At 54.0% G+C, this 20,050-nt stretch carries 17 protein-coding genes; 9 read left to right on the forward strand and 8 right to left on the reverse strand.

Features of this window, described 5'->3' with window-relative positions; all coding sequences use genetic code 11:
* Nucleotides 1-71: 71 nt before the first annotated feature.
* Nucleotides 72-1,159 (forward strand): IS3-like element ISAs22 family transposase gene (locus AB5Y97_RS14980; protein WP_088821966.1). Its coding sequence is split into 2 segments (ribosomal slippage): nucleotides 72-324 and nucleotides 324-1,159, totalling 1,089 coding nucleotides; the frame shifts between segments, so codons are not numbered across the junction.
* Nucleotides 1,160-1,168: 9 nt separating this feature from the next.
* Nucleotides 1,169-1,348, forward strand: a complete 180-nt coding sequence (locus AB5Y97_RS14985; RefSeq protein ID WP_368158323.1) for a hypothetical protein — start codon at nucleotides 1,169-1,171, stop codon at nucleotides 1,346-1,348.
* 225 nt (nucleotides 1,349-1,573) lie between these two features.
* On the opposite strand, the gene AB5Y97_RS14990 is transcribed toward AB5Y97_RS14985, so the two are convergent.
* From AB5Y97_RS14990 to rfaD, 6 genes are all read right to left on the reverse strand, one after another.
* Nucleotides 1,574-2,773 carry a 3-deoxy-D-manno-octulosonic acid transferase gene (locus AB5Y97_RS14990; RefSeq protein ID WP_201976730.1) on the reverse strand — a complete coding sequence of 400 codons (1,200 nt, stop codon included), beginning with the start codon at nucleotides 2,771-2,773 and terminating at the stop codon, nucleotides 1,574-1,576.
* Nucleotides 2,774-2,871: 98 nt separating this feature from the next.
* A complete protein-coding gene (locus tag AB5Y97_RS14995; protein ID WP_236302134.1) occupies nucleotides 2,872-3,996 on the reverse strand; it encodes a glycosyltransferase family 9 protein in 1,125 nt (374 codons plus the stop codon).
* 1 nt (nucleotide 3,997) lies between these two features.
* Nucleotides 3,998-4,816, reverse strand: coding sequence for a glycosyltransferase (locus tag AB5Y97_RS15000; RefSeq protein WP_201976647.1), 819 nt, complete (start codon nucleotides 4,814-4,816; stop codon nucleotides 3,998-4,000).
* Nucleotides 4,813-6,042 carry an O-antigen ligase gene (locus AB5Y97_RS15005; protein WP_201976648.1) on the reverse strand — a complete coding sequence of 410 codons (1,230 nt, stop codon included), beginning with the start codon at nucleotides 6,040-6,042 and terminating at the stop codon, nucleotides 4,813-4,815. Before AB5Y97_RS15005 ends, AB5Y97_RS15000 begins: the two co-directional genes overlap by 4 nt.
* A gap of 11 nt (nucleotides 6,043-6,053) precedes the next feature.
* Nucleotides 6,054-7,814, reverse strand: a complete 1,761-nt coding sequence (locus AB5Y97_RS15010) for a polysaccharide deacetylase family protein (RefSeq protein ID WP_201976649.1) — start codon at nucleotides 7,812-7,814, stop codon at nucleotides 6,054-6,056.
* A gap of 118 nt (nucleotides 7,815-7,932) precedes the next feature.
* Nucleotides 7,933-8,889, reverse strand: coding sequence for an ADP-glyceromanno-heptose 6-epimerase (gene rfaD, locus AB5Y97_RS15015; RefSeq protein ID WP_005340846.1), 957 nt, complete (start codon nucleotides 8,887-8,889; stop codon nucleotides 7,933-7,935).
* 158 nt (nucleotides 8,890-9,047) lie between these two features.
* Here rfaD and AB5Y97_RS15020 point away from each other — a divergent pair, with 158 nt between their 5' ends.
* The 5 genes from AB5Y97_RS15020 to AB5Y97_RS15040 all read left to right on the forward strand — a co-directional run bounded on the left by AB5Y97_RS15020 (nucleotide 9,048) and on the right by AB5Y97_RS15040 (nucleotide 15,101).
* On the forward strand, nucleotides 9,048-9,692 hold the full coding sequence (locus AB5Y97_RS15020) for a TetR/AcrR family transcriptional regulator (protein ID WP_005340848.1): 645 nt from the start codon (nucleotides 9,048-9,050) through the stop codon (nucleotides 9,690-9,692).
* Between the two features lie 115 nt (nucleotides 9,693-9,807).
* Nucleotides 9,808-10,998 carry a glycine C-acetyltransferase gene (locus tag AB5Y97_RS15025; RefSeq protein WP_368158325.1) on the forward strand — a complete coding sequence of 397 codons (1,191 nt, stop codon included), beginning with the start codon at nucleotides 9,808-9,810 and terminating at the stop codon, nucleotides 10,996-10,998.
* 54 nt (nucleotides 10,999-11,052) lie between these two features.
* The gene (tdh, locus tag AB5Y97_RS15030) at nucleotides 11,053-12,081 is read left to right on the forward strand and encodes an L-threonine 3-dehydrogenase (protein WP_136502379.1); all 1,029 of its coding nucleotides are present in this window, start codon (nucleotides 11,053-11,055) and stop codon (nucleotides 12,079-12,081) included.
* Nucleotides 12,082-12,278: 197 nt separating this feature from the next.
* Entirely contained in the window at nucleotides 12,279-12,734 is a 456-nt protein-coding gene (locus AB5Y97_RS15035; RefSeq protein ID WP_041234042.1) for a cytochrome c5 family protein, read from the forward strand.
* An 84-nt stretch (nucleotides 12,735-12,818) separates the two neighbouring features.
* On the forward strand, nucleotides 12,819-15,101 hold the full coding sequence (locus tag AB5Y97_RS15040) for a putative bifunctional diguanylate cyclase/phosphodiesterase (RefSeq protein ID WP_368158328.1): 2,283 nt from the start codon (nucleotides 12,819-12,821) through the stop codon (nucleotides 15,099-15,101).
* On the opposite strand, the gene rep is transcribed toward AB5Y97_RS15040, so the two are convergent.
* Nucleotides 15,098-17,110, reverse strand: a complete 2,013-nt coding sequence (rep, locus tag AB5Y97_RS15045) for a DNA helicase Rep (protein WP_201937700.1) — start codon at nucleotides 17,108-17,110, stop codon at nucleotides 15,098-15,100. The two genes, AB5Y97_RS15040 and rep, sit on opposite strands and share 4 nt — an antisense overlap.
* Nucleotides 17,111-17,291: 181 nt before the next feature.
* On the opposite strand from rep, the gene AB5Y97_RS15050 reads away from it, so the two are divergent.
* Entirely contained in the window at nucleotides 17,292-18,512 is a 1,221-nt protein-coding gene (locus tag AB5Y97_RS15050; RefSeq protein ID WP_201948440.1) for a SufS family cysteine desulfurase, read from the forward strand.
* Nucleotides 18,513-18,525: 13 nt separating this feature from the next.
* On the forward strand, nucleotides 18,526-18,960 hold the full coding sequence (locus AB5Y97_RS15055) for a SufE family protein (protein ID WP_201948443.1): 435 nt from the start codon (nucleotides 18,526-18,528) through the stop codon (nucleotides 18,958-18,960).
* Between the two features lie 21 nt (nucleotides 18,961-18,981).
* Here AB5Y97_RS15055 and tcdA read toward each other — a convergent pair whose 3' ends face one another.
* On the reverse strand, nucleotides 18,982-19,818 hold the full coding sequence (gene tcdA / locus AB5Y97_RS15060; RefSeq protein ID WP_201948445.1) for a tRNA cyclic N6-threonylcarbamoyladenosine(37) synthase TcdA: 837 nt from the start codon (nucleotides 19,816-19,818) through the stop codon (nucleotides 18,982-18,984).
* Nucleotides 19,819-20,050 lie beyond the last annotated feature (232 nt).

The following is a 20,050-nucleotide window of genomic DNA, read 5'->3' on the forward strand; positions in this document are numbered from 1 at the left end:
GGTAATCCCCCCGAAAAACTGAGGTGCTCATAAGTAGAATTTTCTCGTATCTTGAACGCAGGAGGTTCTACATGAAAACATCACGCTTTAGCGATGCACAGATCATCGCCATCCTCAAGCAGGCCGAGTCTGGTTCACCCGTCCCTGAGCTCTGCCGTGAGCATGGCATCAGCTCCGCCACCTTCTACAAGTGGCGCTCCAAATTCGGTGGCATGGATGCCTCTCTCATGGCGCGCCTCAAAGAGCTGGAAGAGGAAAATCGTCGCCTTAAGAAGATGTATGCCGAGGAGCGCCTAAAGGCTGAGATCATCTCCGAGGCGATGGCAAAAAAGTGGTGACGCCATCTGCCCGCAGGGAGATGGCGACCAAGGCTGTGGCTCATTACGCCATTTCTATCCGTCTGGCTTGCCAGGTGTTCAAGGTGAGCGAGGGTTGCTACCGTTATCAGCCCGTGCTGGCTGATGAAAACCAGGAGATTGCCGACTGGCTACTGCGCCTCACCGCCAACCAGCGCAACTGGGGTTTCGGACTGTGCTTCCTGTACCTGCGTAACGTCAAAGGCTTTGGCTGGAACCACAAGCGGGTCTACCGGATCTATCGGGCGCTAGAGCTCAATCTGCGGATAAAACCCAAGAAGCGGCTAGTACGCGCCAAGCCGGAGCCGTTGGCAGTCCCTGACCAACCGAATCACTGTTGGTCGATGGACTTTATGCATGACCAGCTCAGCGATGGTCGTTCGGTGCGGTTGTTTAATGTGATCGATGACTTCAATCGCGAAGCACTGTGCATCGAGGTGGATTTTTCCTTGCCTGCCTCGCGAGTCAAACGGGTGCTGGAGCAGGTCATCGAGTGGCGGGGCAAACCAGCCGCAATCCGCTGTGATAATGGTCCGGAATACATCAGCGAAGAGCTCAAGCAATGGGCGCAGCAGAAGAGGATTGCGCTGAGGTATATCCAGCCAGGCAACCCGCAGCAGAATGCCTACATAGAGCGATTTAACCGCACTGTGCGTTACGACTGGTTGGGCCATTACCTGTTTGAGTCACTGAATGAGTTACAGGAATTTGCCACGAACTGGCTGTGGGTTTATAACCATGAGCGGCCCAATATGGCGCTGGGCGGCTACACGCCGAAACAGCGCTTGGCACAGGCCGCATGACCTCTACTTTTGAGTGCTCCAAAAAATGGGGGGATTACCGAAGGGCTGACCGGGGTCGTCATTACCGAACAACCGGGGATCATCGAGATACTCAGATCGGTCAAGCTGGGCTACAGCAAGGAGGGAAAAGGGCCACTGTTGAATATGAAGGCAGGGGAAACGCTTTATATCCTCGGCGGACTGGGCTAAGGCAATAGCCTGTTCTGGTACAAGGGCAAAACCTACATTCTCGATTATGACTATGCGCGCAAAGAGATCAGATACGGCCGGTCACCGCAGAACCAGTGGTGGGTAAAAATCCGGGACAAGCAGGGACGTGAGGGTTGGGTTGCCGAAGCCAAAAACTTCGCCCATATGGACCGTTTCGAATAGTGACAGCCAGCCCCCGAAATCGGGGGGCTGGCCGTGAATGACTCACTGCTTGGGTTGCAGCTTCATCTCTTGCAGATACTCCAGCACCTGGGTTTTGTAGTCCGCCTGATAGGAGAACTTGGTGCTGTCGCACGCCGCGATCAGGTTCACAGCGGTGCAGAACAGGGTGGCTGCCAGCAGCCCCTTGCCAACCCACTGCGGATAACGGCGGCTCCAGCGCACCAGTAAAAGCAGGATCGGGAACAAGGCGTAGGGGAAGATCAGCATCAGGTGCCAGTAGTTGAAGATGATGGGCGAGAGCGCCGCACTCACCAGCACCGCCAGCACCGCCGCCAGCGCATAGAGGCCGAGCCAGCTCTCGCCATCTACTGGCGCACGGTCGCTGCGCAGCAGACGCGGCTTGAGTTCGCGCCACAGCTGCCAGTTGGCCTTGGCCGCCAGCAACACAGTTGCGGAACCCACGCCGTAAATCACGATCCGCCACAGCCAGATCGCCGCCATCTGCAGGTATTCGTGCCCCGCCAGCCAGATAAACTGGGTGTCGTTAACCAGCTTGCTGGCAAACAGCCAGGAGCCGTAGCGCAGCCAGTAGAGCACTGATTTCAACACCGGATAGACATGCACCAGCCCCCAGCCGATATAGCGCTGACGCGCCTCGGGATCGACGTTCTGGGTAATATGGCTGTTGCTCATCACTTCCATGGCGTAAGGGATCAGGGAAGCACCGATCAGCAGGGTTGCCACCACCACCCCGCTCCAGCTCACCTTGAGAATACGGCGCCAAAACAGATAGGTGGACATTACCGCCAGCAGCGGCCAGGAGTAGTGCAGTTGCATCGCCATGCCGATGGCCAGCAGGTGAACGATCATGTGCCAGAAGGAGGCCCGCTCGCGCATATGCCAGGCAGACCAGCAGTGCATGGCCGAGAAAAGGAACAGATAGGAGGGGTTGTAGAGCAGACTCTCGTACTGGAACCAGGGGTTAAGCCAGCAGAGCACCAGAAACAGCAGACGTACCCTGTCATCAAACACCTGACGGATCACTGCATCAAACAGCAGAAACCCGACCAACCGCATCGCCAGCAGCAACACCATGGGGGCATAGGGAGAATCCCACAGCAGCAGCGGCCCGCCAATCAGCCAGGCCGACAAACTCCCCGGCACATTGCCCACCGCACTCGCCGCATTGCCATAGCTGAGCCAGACCCCCTCATAAGCCCCAAGGTAACCCTTGTAGAGCATCTGGGTCTGATCGCCGGTGAGCTTCTGTAAATTCGAATATAATATGCTGGTCAAGAGACCAATAAACATCACACCGAAATAAAATAATTTATTTTTTTTTATGATAGAAATCGCTTCACCCACTGTTTGAATCTACTTTCAAAATCATCAACAGAAAGCGAGTTTACACCACGACCACTCAAATCCTTAGTAAAAACAACATCAGCCTTCTCATTATTTGGATGCCAGTTTAAAAAATTTTGATCTGGCTCACCACTTTTAGAATTATAAATTGCCAATGTTGGTAAATTCAGACCGGAAGCGATGTGTATCGTAGCAGTATCTACGGATACCAACCCAATTGACATTCTTAGCTGAGAGAACAGTGACTCAATTGACACATCCTCTGGCGGTAAACAAAAAACTCGTCCAGGATCTATGGTTTTAGCTATCATATGTTCAATTACCTTAACTTGATCACGCATACCTAACAATACGATAGAAAAACCCGTTTCTCTTAGCATGAAATCGCACAGATAAATTATCAACTCAGAGTCCATTCTTCGAGATGACCCACTCCCATAAGGATTAAAACAAATAGTATTTCTCTTTTGTGGCCACCGATATGAACTTATTTTATTTTCAACTAATGGGAAGTCAGGAATGATATATTTCGCATCAACATTAAAAAATCCAATCCCATTTAAAAAATAAACAAACTTCTCACTAAAATGCATTTCTGATGTAACTTGACCAAGTTTAATATTTATTAAATCAAGGTCATCATCCATCCCCGCAATGCATGTTGTAGAGAGCTTACTTAGAAAATAAATGTCTCTCATTTTTAGCTGCTCACCAAAATGAAGAGCATAATCGACAAAACCTATTTTCTCTGCCAACAGACGCAACTCTCTATAAGAAGGCCGTTTTTTTATAATAAAAACATCACCACCCCAAATATTCTCATGCAATTTCTGTATGTTAGAATTGCAAATTACTATAAGTTGATTATTTTTATTCTCCTTTTTAATCTCCCTATATAACCAAGAGCAAACTATAGAATCCCCGAGCTTGGCATCCCAACGAATAACCAGAAATTTTTTCCCATCACCTCTAGATATTGGAAGATTGAGTTTGTTACAATTTCTCTCTTTGTCGAATAGTATTCTTGCCAGACGCCTTCTAAATAAATCTCGCCCTATGAACAATTGATCTTTAATAGTCTTAAATAGCCGAAGTTTCATTTTAATCAATTGCCTTTTTTTCTATTCCCCACGGGGTGAAATACTCCCCAGATTTAACAACGGATGCATATATCTCATCATTAACTCGATCTCTAGGAAGCTCTTTATGATATATATGAACCTGATTAGCCAAATAAAAAATATTTTTGCATCTAAAACCAGCCAACTTCAATCTGAATTCAACATCAGTATCTTCTCCGACCCCCGCAGCCTCATACCGCTCATCGAATCCATTAATATAAGTCAAATCTTTCTTGTAAAGAGAAAAATTACATCCAACAACCCCTTTGTTTTTCCTATTCAACCATCTACTCAAAAATCGATTAGTAATTCTTATCCCTTTCTCTATATTTTTCCCTTTCCCAAGAAAAATATATTCTGCAAGCATAAAAAATAAGTTCTCTTTAAAAAATGACTCTGGCCTGACAAGTGTTATTTTCTGACTAAATGATGGTGACAAGTCCGCCCTTCTTCCATTTAAAAAACAACCAACCTCTGCATTTTCCAAATGATCACGAACGAAGTTAACTTGTGGAATGCAATCTCCATCAATAAATATTATGTACTCATTGGATGCAAGTAACACAGCCTGATTAAGTATCTTGTTTTTTCTAAAACCTTTATCTTCATGCCATACATGCTTTATATGATAACTAAATCCTGTCTGAATAGACTTTATTTCTGAAACAACATCTTCCCTGGAGCCATCATCAGCAATAATAACCTCAAAGTTATCTTCAAACTGATTGTTAAGAGCTGACAGAATAATTTTCAATGCCTTTAAATTATTGTAAAAAGCTATAATGACACTAGCTTTCATGCTCTCACCTTATGGTTATCAACATTATATTGCTCAACCTCCGAGTAGGCCAATGCAACAACAAAGAAAAATATGTAGGTTTGAAACTCAAGATAATTTGTATAGAAAACACCCAAAATTAAAAATGGAGCAATTAATATGCAACCCTTAATGAGAGATTCGTTCTTATAAAAAAGATACACAATGAAAATTAATGAGCCATAGAAAAACAACGTATACAAAAAACCCATTTTATTTGCCGAATCAAGATAAGAATTATGCAAGTCATTTAAGGAGTAATTACCTTGCGTTAATTTTATCAGATCCTCAGTATTCGAAATTTTGTTCAAATAGGCCGAGTATTCTGTCTGAAACTTATTGAACCCTATACCAAATAGAAACTTTCGAGGATAATGTGATAAATTTTCATGCAGAAGAGAAACGCCATTCCCCCACATGAGAATACGGCTAAAGTTAGAATAATCCTTGCTTGTAGTCTCAGTTACAGATGTAGCCCTTCCCGCTACAGCATTAAATTGTGAGGGCATTGCTAGATAAAGAGAAAAAATCAACACACATGCAACCGGAGTAAAAACATACAACATTTTCCGATTCATAAAGATCATATACACCACAAAGGAAAATGATGCAGCAATCCAACCAGCACGACCGCCAGATATTATAAGACTCAAAAAAGTCACAAACAAAAATAATCCAATGACAATTTTCTTTGATGCCGTCATATCATCAGACAATTTTGGCAACATAAATGCAAAGACAAACGTTGTAATCTCAGCCCACCGACCTATATCCCAGAACCCACCAAATCGCTCACCACTCCAAGTATGTGGAAGCAGAACAAATGCTTGGACAAAAGACCATAATACCGATAGAAGAAAACCCAACATCGATATCGAGAATGCTAATCGTCTATTTTTATTCTCTCGCAAAGAAATAACTAAGGCCGGGAAAACCAATAAAAACATCCCCTTATAAAAAAAATGACCTATATCCACAAAGGAAGCAGGAGATATTATTTTCGCGAAGACCCCGAATAGGAACACCGCGATTGGCCCCCATAAAACAACATCGCGTTTCACCACATTATAATATTCTCTGTCAAAAACACATCGCCCAATAAAAAACACTATCATTAGTGCCGATGAAATATAAATAGCTGGCTTACTAGTAAATATGGAAGCAGCAAACAAACAAAGTAAATATCTTTCTATTTTTTTGTAATTCATTTTTTTCTCTTTCATTTTCTAAAAACATAATTCCCGCGGATCTTGCGCCACAGCCCGAATACATCAGTACGGGGGAAGATAGCAATCCGGCGGATCTGGAAAGGGTCCTGGTGCATTGCTTTGGGGCCACTATTGGTAGCGACAGCAAAACGATACCCGGCGGCGATAGCCTGCTCCTTGGCACTCTCGTTCATATCTCCGTAAGGGTAGGCAAATGAGAGCAGCGGATGGCCAAGCAGGGCCTCCAGTTGGCGTTTATTCTCCTGAATTTCATGGGCTTGTTGTTCGGGTGTGAGCTTGCTCAAGCGGGGATGGGTCAGGGTATGCCCACCAATTTCCACATGACCGCTGGCGGCCAACGCCTTGACCTGCTCACCACTCATCAATGAGACCTTGGTATCCGGATTGGTCGGATGCTCCACATCCCAACGGTTATAACCTTCGCCGGTGACTACGTACACCACGGCTTTGTAACCATATTTTTCCAGCAGTGGCAGCATGCGGGTCAGGTTGTCCTGATAGCCGTCATCGGCGGTGATCATCAGATACTTCTTGCCGTATTGCAGACGGTGGATAAAGCCTTTGTCCGCCAAATCGCGGAAAGTCAGGGTTTCGTAGCCGAGCCACTTCATCAGTCGCAGATGCTTCTCGAACATGGTGATCGGCATCCAGGTGCCATGCACTCCTTTCTCGCTATCCTGCTCGATAAAACGGTGGTACATGATGACGGGCATCTCGCGGCGCAGGGTTTCGACTACGGCATCCTGATAGATGGTTTCGAGACCAGATACTACCCCCTGCAAGCCATACTCATCCTGAATGCGTTGCCGAATGGCTTTCGGCACCACCTTGCTCGCAAGGGCGGACTCTACCTCTCCCTTCAATGCAGCAAAATCGATAGCCAAATCTTTGGGACCAATATCGCCAAAGTTGCTGGCCAGCGCCTCGTCCAGATTCTGTTCGGTCACCAGACCAATGGCCCTGGCTTCACCAATGGCAAAAGCGGGTCGACCACAGAGCAGCGCTTCCATGGCTACTCGACCGGCACCAATTACCAAATCGCAGCCAGCCAGCAGAGCAGGCACATCATCGACATAACCGACAAACTCGGTACGATCTTCGAAACGGGCAAAGCGCTCCGGCACCTTGGTACCGCTGACAATCCGTACCTTGCAGGCATCCAGATCGAGTACTTCGTCGAGCAGGCGGTAGCAAAGCTCCCCTTTGGGGCCACTCAAACGGCCAATGATGGCAATCACCGGCTTGGCATTGTCCGGCGCAGGCACAGGCTGGAATTTGTCGGTTTCGATACCGTTGCGCAGCACCTGCACGATCGCGGGATCGACCCCCAGATTGTCGACTATCTGATGGGCAATATCTTCACAAACGGCAACCGCCCGATAGCCGAGTGCATGGAAGGCCTTGCGCGAAGCGTGCACCGGCTGGCGACCATGAACCGTGGTGATCATCGGGGTGCCAGTCAGCTTGCAGGCCACATAGCTGCTCCAGCCGGAGGCGCGGGAGTGAGCATGCACCAACTGAATATGATGCTTCTTGATGAGATAGATGAGGTAAAAGACGTGCCAGAAGCGGCGCAGAATGCTGCGCTTGTTGAATCTCAGCTTGAAGACGGGGCCAAGGGTCGGCTTGGTCAGGGTATCTGACACATAAAAGACGTTGTGACCACGCCGGGTCAGTTCGTTACCGACCGTGGTGGCATAGACCTCAGCTCCCGTTACCTCGAGCTGGGAGAGTGCCATCAATATATTCATCGCGCGGTTACCCGGTAGAGAAGAGAGGAACGACAAGCAGCCACAGAGACCAGAAACCGGAAGCAGGCGAGTGCCCACTTCCGGTTTTGCGCTCAAACTGCCGCGTTGTGCTCACCTGTTAGCGGTTGAGCCAGGCCATGTAATCCGCTACCCCTTCGGCAACGGTTTTGAACTCGGCGTCATAACCCACGCTACGCAGCTTGGTCATGTCAGCCTGGGTGAAGCTCTGGTAGCGGCCCTTGAGGTGATCCGGGAAGGGAATGTACTCAATGGCTCCCTTCTGATGATGCTTGATCACTGCTTCGGCCACGTTCTGGAACGGCTCGGCACGGCCGGTACCGCAGTTGAAGATGCCGGAGTGCTGCGGGTTCTGCCAGAACCAGAGGTTTACCTTGCAGACGTCGTCGATATAGATGAAGTCACGCATCTGACCACCGTTCGGGAAGCCATCGCAACCTTCGAACAGCTTGGGATTCTCGCCCTTCTTCACCTGGGTATTGAGGTGGAAGGCAACGGAAGCCATGGAGCCTTTGTGCTGCTCGCGCGGGCCGTAGACGTTGAAGTACTTCAAACCGACAACCTGAGAGTTGATCTCCGGCATCCAGCGGCGCACGTACTGGTCAAACAGCTGCTTGGAGTAGCCGTAGACGTTGAGCGGCTGTTCGAACTTGGGATCTTCGATGAAGTTGTCGTTGCGGCCACCGTAGGTCGCGGCAGAAGAGGCGTAAATAAACGGGATTTCACGCTCGATGCAGTAGTGGAACAGATCCTTGGAGTACTCGTAGTTGACCTCCATGATGAACTTGCCGTTCCATTCGGTGGTAGCAGAGCAGGCGCCTTCGTGGAAGATCACCTCGATACCGTTGTCCCACTCTTCAAACTCGTCGCCGGAGACGATGCGAGCCTGAAACTCGTCCTTGTCCATGTAGTCAGCGATGGTCAGATCGACCAGGTTGACGAACTTGGTGCCGTCGGTCAGGTCATCAATGACCACGATATCGGTCCGTCCTTGAGCGTTCAGCTGCTTGACCAGATTGCTGCCGATAAAGCCAGCACCGCCAGTTACTACGATCATGGAGTTTGCCTCTCGTACGTTGATGGCTACATGTGACTGCTTGTTAAAGCTGTGTATAGTGAGCCAATTTGAAATTGCCGAAAAGTTTATCACGGGCCGTCCGGGGATTCGACCTTGTTCAAAACTGCCCCGAGCGGAACCTGTTGGAGGAATGAGTGATGAAAACCAGAGACAGGATCATTCACAGCGCGACCGAGCTGTTCAACGATCAGGGTGAACGCAACATCACCACCAACCACATTGCGGCGCACATGGGTATCAGCCCGGGCAACCTCTACTACCACTTCCGCAATAAAGAAGACATCATCCACTCCATCTTCGACCAGTATGCCCGTCACCTGAGCGAGAGCTTCGTGCCGACCCGCAACCGTGAGATCACCCTGCAGGATCTGATGGGCTATCTCGATGCCATCTTCTATCTGATGTGGCAGTTCCGCTTCTTCTACGCCAACCTGCCGGACATCCTGAGCCGTGACGAACCGCTGCAACAGAAGTACCTCAAGGCCCAGGAGCAGATGCGTTCTTCCGTGGTCGCGCTGCTCAGAAGCCTGCGCGAAGGGGGCATTATCGATGTCAGCGATGAAGACCTGCCGGATCTGGGACAGACCATCAAGATGGTGGTGACCTGCTGGATCCCCTTCCAGATCGCCCAGGCCCCCAACACTCGCATCACCAAACCGCTGCTCTATCAGGGCGTATTAAAGGTGCTATTCCTGCTGCGCCCCTATGTGCAACCCCAGGTGGCCGGACAGATCCAGCAACTGGAACAGCACTACCGTCAGCTGGCCCAACCAGCTGGGTGAGATCTGTTTCACATTTGTTGAATATCAGCACAATCATTTGAATTTACCGCAACAGATTGCAGTAAAATGTCGCCCTCTGTTGATACGCAGCTGAAATAGCCACTAAGGATCGAGGATGTCTAACGGATTCTATCGTCACCTGACCGAGCAACTGAACCAGGTGCAAGCTGAAGGGTTGTACAAGCAGGAGCGCATCATCACCTCCGCCCAACAGGCCAGCATCGCCGTCGGCGGTGAGCAGGTACTGAACTTCTGTGCCAACAACTATCTGGGGCTGGCCAACCACCCGGATCTGATCGCTGCCGCCCATCAGGGACTCGACAGCCACGGCTTCGGCATGGCCTCGGTACGCTTCATCTGCGGCACCCAGGATCAGCACAAAGCGCTGGAGCAGAAGATGTCTGCCTTCCTCGGCACCGAAGATACCATCCTCTACTCCTCCTGTTTCGATGCCAATGGTGGTCTGTTCGAGACCCTGTTCGGCGCCGAAGATGCCATCATCTCCGATGTCCTCAACCACGCCTCCATCATTGACGGCGTGCGGCTGTGCAAGGCCAAGCGTTATCGCTACGCCAACAACGACATGGCCGAGTTGGAAGCCCAGCTCAAGCAGGCTGATGCCGACGGCGCCCGCTTCAAGCTGATCGCCACCGACGGTGTCTTCTCCATGGATGGGGTCATCGCCGACCTCAAATCCATCTGCGATCTGGCAGACAAATACGATGCGCTGGTGATGGTGGATGACTCCCACGCCGTCGGCTTTATCGGCGAAAACGGTCGCGGCACCCACGAATATTGCGGCGTGATGGATCGGGTCGACATCATCACCGGCACCCTGGGCAAGGCGCTCGGCGGCGCATCCGGCGGCTATACCTCAGGCAAGAAAGAGGTGATCGACTGGCTGCGTCAGCGCTCCCGCCCGTACCTCTTCTCCAACTCGCTGGCCCCCTCCATCGTTGCCGCCACCATCAAGGTGATCGACATGCTGGCCGAGGGTCACGACCTGCGCGCCCGCCTGAAAGAGAACAGCCGTTACTTCCGCGAGCGGATGAGCGCCGCTGGCTTCACTCTGGCTGGCGCCGACCACGCCATCATTCCGGTGATGCTGGGGGATGCCAAGCTAGCCTCCGAAATGGCGAGCCGCATGCTGGCTGCCGGCATCTATGTGGTGGGTTTCTCCTTCCCGGTCGTGCCCAAGGGTCAGGCGCGCATTCGCACCCAGATGTCTGCCGCCCACACCCGCGAGCAGCTGGACAAGGCGATCGACGCCTTTATCCGCATCGGCCGTGAACTCGGCGTTATCTGATTTGAATCAAGGGGCTCAGCCCCTTTTTTCTGCATTCATATTGAAGGAACAGCCATGAAAGCACTCTCCAAACTGCACAAAGAGGTCGGCATCTGGATGACGGATGTGCCGGCCCCCGAGCTCGGCCACAACGACCTGCTGATCAAGATCCGCAAAACCGCCATCTGCGGCACCGATATCCACATCTACAACTGGGACGAGTGGTCCCAGAAGACCATTCCGGTACCCATGGTGGTCGGCCACGAATATGTCGGGGAAGTGGTCGCCATCGGTCAGGAGGTGCGCGGCTTCGCCATCGGCGATCGGGTCTCCGGCGAAGGGCACATCACCTGCGGTCACTGCCGCAACTGTCGCGCCGGCCGCACTCACCTCTGCCGCAACACCATTGGCGTTGGCGTCAACCGTCCGGGTGCTTTTGCCGAGTATCTGGTGATCCCCGCATTCAACGCCTTCAAGCTGCCGGACAATATCCCGGACGAGCTGGCCGCCATCTTCGACCCATTCGGCAATGCGGTGCACACCGCCCTCTCCTTCGATCTGGTGGGTGAAGATGTGCTCATCACCGGGGCAGGCCCCATTGGCATCATGGCAGCCGCCGTCTGCCGTCATGTGGGTGCGCGCCACGTGGTGATCACCGACGTCAACGAATACCGGCTGGAGCTGGCCCGCAAGATGGGCGCCACCCGCGCGGTCAACGTGGCCAAGGATAAGCTGGCCGACGTAATGAGCGAGCTGGGCATGACCGAAGGGTTTGACGTGGGGCTGGAGATGTCCGGCGTCCCGAGCGCCTTCCAGGAGATGCTCGACAAGATGAACCACGGCGGCAAGATCGCCATGCTCGGCATTCCCCCCTCCACCATGGCCATCGACTGGAACAAGGTGATCTTCAAGGGGCTGTTTATCAAAGGGATCTATGGCCGCGAGATGTTCGAGACCTGGTACAAAATGGCCAGCCTGATCCAGTCCGGGCTGGATCTCTCCCCCATCATCACCCACAGATTCCACATCGACGAATTCCAGCAGGGGTTCGATGCGATGCGCTCCGGCCACTCCGGCAAGGTGATCCTGAGCTGGGACAAATAACCCATTTCACCCCTTGGGTACCCGAAACCTGGCGAATGCCGGGTTTCTTTTTATCTCCACCACCCGAATTGCCGTGATATTGGCCAAAACTTTGTACGCAGAGTGTTTAACACTTCACACACAAGCGTTTAAATGGCTGTAACTATTCGGTTATAATCCCGTCGTTTACATGGATAATAAAAGACTGCTGGGAGTATATGAGCGTGTTGAAAAAACTGAGCTATTTGCTGGCTGTCGGGATGACGGCCGCCAGCTTGTCTGGGGCAGTGCTTGCTGCCGATGAGATGTCACCGGAGGCCATTGCCGAGCGGATCAAACCAATCGGTCAGGTCTATACCGCCAAGGATCTGGAAGGTATTGCCGGCGCGAGTGCTGCACCGACGGCGGCCGCCTCTTCCGGTCCCCGCGATGGCGAAACGGTATACAAGGGCGCCTGCTTTGCCTGTCACGACACCGGCGCCGCTGGAGCCCCCAAACGGGGTGACAAGGCAGCCTGGGATCCTCGCATCGCCCAGGGCATTGATACTCTCAAGAAACATGCCATTGAAGGCTTTACCGGCAAGTCCGGCATGATGCCTCCGCGCGGCACCTGTGCGAACTGTAGTGATGAAGAGATTGAAAACGCCATCCACTACATGATCGACAAGCTGTAAGTATTTGAAAGGGCCGCAATTGCGGCCCTTTCAATCTATCGGCTTCCGACTACTCTTGTAAGGTAGACATATCGGGAGTTGCACATGTCGGCCCAATCCATCGAACCCCACTACTCAACTCCTCTGTTGGCGTTGGTCTCTGCCATTATGGACTTCCCGGCGCCACAAACCGCCACGCCTGACGATTACGATTCCCTGATCCAGCAGATTGACCAACTCTGCCCGCTGCAACATTTCGGCATGCTGGGCCTCTCCGATACCGGTCTGAACTGGCTTTACGCCTACAAGGTCAGCGACATCTTCAAGCAACAGCTGGGCCGTGAGCAGTCCCGCATCACCGATCAGCTCACCCAGCTGGATGAAGCAGAAGGGTGGTGCGTCTTCCCCATTGAGCATGGCCAGATACAGTGGTTGCTGGCGCGCGGCACCCCTGCCGACCTGCCGACCCTGCGCCTGCTGCTTGAGTGTCTGGCTAAACGGCTGACCGAAACCCAGGCGGGATCCCATCTCACCGAGCTGCCTTCGCCGCTGATCCGCAAAGACCCGAACTGGAAAAAGAAAATCGAGAGCATCAGCCGCATCATGCGGCTCGCCAATACCCTGCCGGCTCAGGCGCTCTTCTCCCAACTGGAAGCGGTACTGCGCCAGATGCTCACCATCGAGGACATGCTGCTGGTCAGGTTAACCAGTCAGAAGCTGGAAAAGATCTACCCTGCCCATCCCCATCAAGGGGACGAGTTCATCAGCGGCTTGTGCCACAGCACCAGCAATATCGAGGTGAGCAGGGAGTCACGCTACTGGCACAGCATGCCGCTGCGGCTGCAACAACAGTACTTCGCCCACTTCATCATCAGCACGGCTCAACCGCTGGAGACCGACGACAAGCTGTTTCTCGACTTCCTGCGTGGCCAGCTCACCCTGCTGCTGGAGCTGAGACGGATCCGCCAGCAGCTCAACGACATCAATACCGAAGACTCCATCAACCAACGGCTGCAACAGCTGCGTCAGACCAACCTCAGGCTGCAAAAGCAGCTCAAGCAGCATCAGGAGCTGGAACGGCGGCTGCAATTCGATGCGCTTCACGACCCGCTGACCCAGCTGCCCAACCGCGCGCTGTTGATGAACCACCTCAACCACGCCATGACCCACTACAACCGCTACAAGTCACCAGGATTCGCGGTGATTTTTATCGATGTGGATCATTTCAAGCAGATAAATGACACCCTGGGCCACAGCGCTGGCGATCAGCTGCTCAAAGAGGTAAGCCGCCGCCTGCAGACCTGCATCCGGCAAAACGATATGGTGGCCAGATTGGGGGGCGACGAGTTCGTCATCTATCTCGATAGCAGCAAACATGAAGATGACATCAGCCCGGTGCTCAACCGCATTATCAGCCGCCTCTCCTATCCGTTCCGGCTGCTTGGCAATGAGCTGAGTATTACCGTCAGCCTAGGGGTATCGAGTGTGTCCGAACAGACATCGGATATCAGCCAGTTACTCCACCAGGCCGATCTGGCCATGTACCAGGCCAAACGCAATGGCCGCAGCCGCATCGTCAGCTACTCGGATGATTGCATCAACCAGAACTGGAATTCGCCGGAAGAGATGCTGGCTCGGGCCCTGCGGGAAGGGCGTATCGTCCCCTACTACCAACCGGTGATCCGGCTACAGGATAGCCGCCTGACCGGTCTGGAGGTGATGGCGCGCTGGCTGACCGAAGAGGGAATTCTGAAGGATGCATTCGACTTTATTCCGCTGGCGGAGCAATGTGGCCTGATTCTGGAGCTGGATTATCAGATCCTGCGCCACACCTGCCAGCAACTGAAGAACTGGCTGCCGATCTCGGGCCAGAGCAAGTTCAAGGTCGCCATCAACCTCTCCGGCAAACATCTGGTCAACCATGATCACATCATGCGGTTGGTGGACATTATCGATGAGGAGGGGATAGCACCAGGCTATCTGATCTTTGAATTCAACGAGCGGGAGCTGTCGCGGCAGGATTCCGATGCGCTGGCCTCCCTGCATGAACTGCGTGCCAAGGGCATTCAGATCAGCCTGGACGATTTTGGTACCGGCTTCTCCTCCCTCAACGCCCTGTTCCATTTCCCGGTAGATTACATCAAGGTGGATGACAGCTTTACCCAGCGGATGCTGCAGTCCCCCAAAGATCTGGCGCTGATCCGCGCTATGCGGGATATCTGTCAGGATCTCGATTACACCCTTGTGGTTGAAGGCATTGAGAACCAGCAGCAGTTACAGAAGCTGATAGATATCGGCTGCCGGATGGGGCAAGGACGCTATATATCTCCCCCCATGCCGGGAGCAGACATCATTCCACTGCTATCCCCCGGCAACGCAACCTCCTAATCTTTCTTGAACATGGCGCGCAGATTGGCCACCGCCATCTGCCCCTTCTGCTGGCGCTCCTCGGCAGTCACCTTCTTCTGGTTTTCCCATTCAAGATCATCCTGCGGCAGCTCCAGCAGGAAGCGGCTAGGCTCCGGACGTACCGACTCGCCAAACTGACGCCGCTCCTTGCAGAGGGTGAAGGTCAGTTCGGTCTGAGCCCGGGTGATCCCCACGTAGGCGAGACGCCGCTCCTCCTCCACATTGTCCTCGTCGATGCTGGTCTGGTGGGGCAGCAAGCCCTCCTCCATCCCCACCATATAGACATAGGGGAACTCCAACCCCTTGGAGGCATGCAGGGTCATCAACTGCACCTGATCGGCGTCGTCCTCTCCCTCGTTGCGCTCCATCATGTCACGCAGGGTGAGGCGAGTGACCACCTGAGCCAACGTCATCGACTCCTCCAGCTCATCCCCTTCCAGCATCTCGGTGATCCAGCGATAGAGGGTGGAGACGTTCTGCATCCGCATTTCGGCCGCTTTCGGGCTGGGGGAGGTCTCGTAGAGCCACTCTTCGTAGTGGATCTCCTTGATCATGTCCCGCACCGCCTCCACCGGATTGCCACGCAGCGCCTGATCGCCAAGGCGTACCAGCCAGTTGGTGAAGGCCTGTAATGCAGTGAGGCCACGGCCTGAGAGGTGCTGCTCCAGCCCCAGCTCGAAGCTGGCGGCAAACAGACTCTTGCCGCGCTGATTGGCATACTGACCCAGTTTTTCGAGGGTAGTGGGGCCAATCTCGCGGCGCGGCAGGTTGACCACCCGCAGGAAGGCGGTGTCCTCATCCGGGTTCACCAGCAGCTTGAGGTAGGCCATGATGTCCTTGATCTCGGTGCGGGAGAAAAACGAGGTGCCGCCGGAGATACGGTAAGGAATCCGGTTGGTCATCAGCGCCTTCTCGAAGATGCGCGACTGATGGTTGCCCCGATAGAGGATGGCGTAATCCTTGAACCGGGTGCGGTTCATAAACTTGTGTCCCATCATCTCGGCGGCGATCCGCTCCGCTTCGTGCTCCTCGTTCTTGGCGAACAGCACCTTGAGCTTCACCCCTTCATCCAACTCGGAGAAGAGCGCCTTGTCATAGACGTGGGGGTTGTTGGCGATCAGGATGTTGGCGCACTTGAGGATCCGCCGCTTGGAGCGGTAGTTCTGCTCCAGCTTGATCAGCTTGAGGCTGGGGAAATCTTCACTCAGCAGCACCAGATTCTGCGGCTTGGCACCTCGCCAGGAGTAGATGGACTGGTCATCATCCCCCACCACGGTGAAGCGGGCACGCTCGCCGACGATCTGCTTCACCAGCTCGTATTGGCTGGTGTTGGTGTCCTGATACTCATCGACCAGCAGATAGCGGATCTTGTTCTGCCAGCGCTCGCGTACCTCCTGATTGCTCTTGAGCAAAAGAGTGGGCATCACGATGAGGTCGTCAAAATCCAGCGCGTTATAGGCCACCATCTGGCGGTGATAACGCTCGTAGAGCTGGGCCATCAGCACCTCTTCCGGCCCGCGGGCGATACGCATGGCGCGGGCAGGCAGAATAAGGTCGTTCTTCCAGTTGGAGATTTGGGTAATGAGGGCCGAGAGCTTGTCCTTGTCGTTGTCGAGCTCGTCTTCAGTCAGCTCTTTCAGCAGTGCCAGCTGGTCGGTGTCATCGAACAGGGAGAAGTTAGCCTTCAGATTCAGACTCTTGTGCTCACGGCGAATGATATCGAGGCCCAGGGTATGGAAGGTGGAGACCATCAGCCCCCGCGCCTCCTTGCGACCCAAAGTCTGGCCGACCCGCTCCTTCATCTCCCGCGCCGCCTTGTTGGTAAAGGTGACGGCGGCGATATTGCGCGCACTATAGCCGCACTGCTGCACCAGATAGGCAATCTTGTTGGTGATGACGCGGGTCTTGCCCGATCCGGCACCCGCCAGCACCAGGCAAGGGCCGGAAACATACTTGACCGCTTCGTTCTGATTGGGGTTGAGCTTCATGGGCCGGATCTCTTGGCTTATGATGAGGGGCGGCATTGTACCAGAAATCACCCGATGAGCCGTACCTGCTGCACGGCAGGCAACCGCCCATCTGGCTTATCGCGCCTTGTGTTCGGGCGCTATTTTCAGGATCATGGCCGACCTTTCGAGATGATGACTTTTTCCAGATGATGAGGGGAACATGAATCAGCAACAGCACGACCAACTGCGCAGCCAGTTTCCGGCCTTGGCGCAGGAGGTAAACGGCCACCCTCTGGTCTATCTGGACAACGCCGCCACCACCCAGAAGCCGCAAGCGGTACTGGATGCCATCGCTCACTACTATCGGGCCGACAACGCCAATGTGCACCGTGCCGCCCATGCTCTGAGTGGCCGCGCTACCCGCGCCTTTGAGGCTGCCCGCGAGACGGTCGCCCGCTTTATCAATGCGCCCCACAGCCACGAAGTGATCTGGACCCGTGGCACCACGGAGGCGATCAATCTGGTAGCCCAGAGCTGGGGGATGAGCGAGCTCAAGGCGGGGGACGAAATTATCCTCAGTACGCTGGAGCACCACGCCAATATCGTCCCATGGCAACTGGTCGCCCAGCGTACCGGCGCTGTGATCCGGGTCATCCCGCTCAATGAGCGGGGCGATCTCAATCTGGCTACCTATCACGCCATGCTGGGGCCGCGCACCCGGCTGGTGAGCGTGGCCCACGTATCCAATGCCCTTGGCACCGTCAATCCAGTCAAAGAGGTGGTGGCAGCGGCCAAGGCAGTCGGCGCTCTGACCCTGATCGATGGCGCCCAGGCTGTGGCTCATCTCGAGGTGGATGTGCAAGCCATCGGCTGCGACTTCTACGCCTTCTCCGGCCACAAGCTCTATGGCCCGACCGGCATCGGTGTGTTGTGGGGCCGCACCGAGCTATTGGAGCGGATGCCGCCCTGGCAAGCAGGTGGTGAAATGATCGACCGGGTCAGTTTCAGCGGCACCACCTTCAATAGCCTGCCCTTCAAATTCGAGGCGGGCACCCCCCATATCGCTGGCGCTATCGGCCTCGCCGCCGCCATCGACTTTGTGATGGGGCAAGATCGGCAATGGCTCGCCAGCCATGAGCAGACACTGACCGACTATCTGGTCGCTGGCCTGCAACAGGTGACGGGGCTGCGTCTGGTCGGCGAACCCGGCCAACGCGCCGGTGCGGTCTCTTTCTTGCTCAACGACATCCACCCGCAAGATGCTGCTACCCTGCTCGATATGCAGGGGATCGCCCTGCGAGTCGGCCATCACTGCGCCATGCCATTGATGGAATCGCTCGGGATCGGCGGCACCATGCGCGCCTCGCTGGCTTGCTACAACAATCGGGACGATGTCGACGCCCTGCTGGCCGCCCTGCACAAACTCAGTGACTTCTTCTAAGGCAGACAACCGAATGAGTGACCTCGCAAGCTATACCCAGATTGGCCTTGAGCCCAACGCCGACACCATCCGCCAGCAGTTTGCCGCCGCCCACGGCTGGGAGAACCAGTACCGGCTCATCATCCAGCTCGGCAAACAGCTGCCAGCGCTACCCGGCGAATGGCAACAGGAGGAGTTCCGCCTCAAGGGATGTGAAAGCCAGGCGTGGCTGAAGGGAGAACAAAGCGAGGATGGCTGCTGGCACTTTGCCTGTGATTCCGATGCTCGCATCGTGCGTGGCCTCATCGTCATCGTGCTGGCGGCACTCAACCACCAATCGTCTGCGGCGATCCAGGCATTTGATATGGAAGGGTATTTCACCGAACTGGGACTTGAGAAACACTTGAGCCCGTCACGAGGTAACGGGCTCAGAGCGATCGTACTGGCGATCCGGGAACAAGCGGTCTAACCCGCGCGGTTCAGTGATCGATTAGGCTTCACCAATCGACCCGGCTTCTTCATTCTCGCTCTCTTTCTCGGCGCGGGCCCCCCGCTCGGCAATCTTCTTCAATACCCGGGACGCGGCAACCAGCCCAAAGGTTGCCGTCACCGGTGTCACGGCGCCAAAGCCGGAGGCGCAATCCATCTTCATGGTGCCATCGCTGGCTGCCTTGGCCTGACAGGTGCCACCATTGCCATCCGGATAACTCAGCTGCTCGGTTGAGAAGACACACTCCACCCCGAATTTGCGCGCCGGATTCTTGCTGAAGTTGTGCAACCGGCGCAGGTCGGAGCGCACCTTGGCGGCCAACGGATCCTGAATGGTCTTGGCCAGATCGGCTACGGTGATTTGGGTCGGGTCCATCTGCCCGCCAGCACCACCCGCGACAATCACCGGGATCTTGTTGCGCTTGCAGAAGGCAATCAGCGCCACCTTGGCCTTGACCGAATCGATGGCATCCACCACATAGTCAAACTCTCGCTTGACATGCTCGGCCAGGTTATCGGCGGTGACGAAATCGTCCACCTCGATCACGTCGCAATCCGGATTGATGGCGCGAATGCGCTCGGCCATCACCTCGGTCTTGAGGCGACCAACCGTCCCCTGCATAGCGTGGATCTGGCGATTGGTGTTGGTGATGCATATATCATCCATGTCGATCAGGGTGATCTGGTTGATACCGGCGCGGGCCAGCGCCTCGGCCGCCCAGGAGCCCACGCCGCCGATCCCCACCACACAGACCTTGGCCTGGCTAAAGGAATGCAGTGCGCTCTGACCATAAAGACGGGCAATGCCCCCGAATCGCTGTAGATATTCTGCTTTCATACCACCACCTTGCTTGAGGGCGGCCATTATAACGACAACCAACACCAGCGGCGATGGCAGAAGCGGAGAAAATCGAGGAGGAAAAATGGAGAAACGGCAGGGAAGAGGGAATAAAAGGTCAATATTAAGGCGATTTACTGAATTGCAGGCAATAAAAAACCCCGCTCGATGAGCGGGGTTCTTAAATTGGGTGCCTGGCAGTGTCCTACTCTCGCATGGCGAATGCCACACT

Origin of the sequence: Aeromonas sp. R10-2 (assembly GCF_040908445.1) — a bacterium.
Classification (GTDB): Bacteria; Pseudomonadota; Gammaproteobacteria; order Enterobacterales; family Aeromonadaceae; genus Aeromonas; species Aeromonas veronii.